Annotated in this window: 2 protein-coding genes; one reads left to right on the forward strand and one right to left on the reverse strand. The window is 35.8% G+C overall.

Going from position 1 to position 1,736, the window contains the following annotated elements:
- A partial coding sequence (locus JCM19043_RS16195; RefSeq protein ID WP_156321452.1) for a LacI family DNA-binding transcriptional regulator occupies window positions 1-108 on the reverse strand: 108 nt, incomplete at its 3' end.
- A gap of 348 nt (window positions 109-456) precedes the next feature.
- Here JCM19043_RS16195 and JCM19043_RS15620 point away from each other — a divergent pair.
- A complete protein-coding gene (locus JCM19043_RS15620) occupies window positions 457-1,695 on the forward strand; it encodes an ABC transporter substrate-binding protein (protein WP_062323981.1) in 1,239 nt (412 codons plus the stop codon).
- The last annotated feature ends 41 nt before the right edge of the window (window positions 1,696-1,736 follow it).

The raw sequence follows: 1,736 nt of genomic DNA on the forward strand, positions 1-1,736 counted from the left end.
AACTTTTTCGCGTGTAGCTTCACCAATATAGCCGCGATTATTCATCACGCGTGAGACAGTCGTCACAGATACGCCTGCTTCTTTAGCGACATCTTTAATACTAACCATAGAACATTCCCCATTTATAATATAATTATTTTGTATGTATGGTAATTATAGCATATGTTAATCGTTTTCACATTTAAAATAAATAAAACGGTTTCATCTTGTGCTTTTTAACAATATAAAACGCCTGATTTTTGTGTTTTTGTACATTTAACGTACAATATCGATTTAAAAACCTTAAAAAAATATATGAAAACGATTGACATACTTTTTCTAGGGTGATAAGATATAGCCATAAAGTTAATACAAACTAACAAGCAATAAAGGAGGCGTATCCTTAGCAAACAATCTGTCAGTTTATTTTTTAGGATATTGTTGATAACGCTTACAAAAAACAGGGGGTTTTAGAAAATGAATAAAATGTTAAAAGGTTTGATAGTAATGTTACTAGCGGTACTAGTATTAGCAGCATGTGGTGATGACACATCGGATGGAGGTTCATCAGATAGTGGTTCTGGCGATCAAGTTGAATTAGAATTCTTCCAATTCAAGAGTGAAGCGGTTAAAGAATTTGACGCTTTAATTGAAAAGTTTGAAGCAGAAAACACAAATATCACAGTGGTTCAAAATAATTCTCCGGATGCGGATACGGTCTTATTTTCACGTTTATCACAAAATGACATTCCTGATGTGATGACAATTAATGGTGGTGTTACATTTGGTGAAGTAGCGCGTGCAGGTGTCTTAAAAGATTTATCAGATGACGCCTTACTTGATACGGTAACAGACGAATATGAAGACATGTTAAAACGTTTAAGTGGCACAGAAGAATTATATGCATTCCCACATTCTGTGAATGCGAATGGTGTCCTTTACAACAAAACAATCTTTAATGATTTAGGATTAGAAATTCCAACAACTTGGGATGATTTCATTGCGTTACTTGATGAAATTAAAGCGTCAGATGTTAATCCATTAATGTCAACTTATGGTGAAGCTTGGACGGTTTTACCTCCGTTAAATACGATTGCATCGAATACACACGGTATGGCATTCTTTGACGAATTAGAAGCAGGAAACACGTCATTTACAGAAGTATACGGCGAAATTGCTGAAAAGGTTAAAACATTATTACCATACGCTGAAAATGATGTCTTTGGTTATGATTACAATATGGGTAACACAGCTTTTGCTAATGGTGAAGCAGCTATGTACATGCAAGGTGTTTGGGCGCTTGGTCCAATTTTAGAAGCAAATCCTGATTTAGAAGTAGGTGTCTTCCCAATGCCTGCAACAAACGATCATAATAGCATCGTATCTGGTGTCGATGTAGCGATTGCTATGGCGAAAGATGGGGATCATCCTGAAGAAGCACAAAAATTTGTTGAGTTCTTATTGCAACCAGAAAATGTTGAATTCTATCTAGAAACACAACGTATGTTTGCCGCGGTAGAAGGAGCAGAACAAACAGATCCAGCACTTGAAGAACTTCAACCATATTTTGAAGAAGGGGATGTTTTACCATTCTCTGATCACTACTACCCACAAGGATATGGTGTAGAAATTATGTTCCAAGACTACTTACTAGGTGGGGAATTAGATGGCTTATTAAGTGAAATGGATTCAGAATATGAACGCTTAAGCGAATAACCTGATAAAAGGGGGAAAGTCTCTTTCTCCCTTTTACTTTT

This window comes from Halolactibacillus sp. JCM 19043 (genome assembly GCF_001310395.1).
Taxonomy (GTDB): domain Bacteria; phylum Bacillota; class Bacilli; order Bacillales; family Amphibacillaceae; genus Halolactibacillus; species Halolactibacillus miurensis.

Coding starts and splice junctions, on each gene's coding strand:
- JCM19043_RS15620 (WP_062323981.1), top strand. CDS start 457: ATGAATAAAATGTTAAAAGGTTTGATAGTAATGTTACTAGCGGTACTA.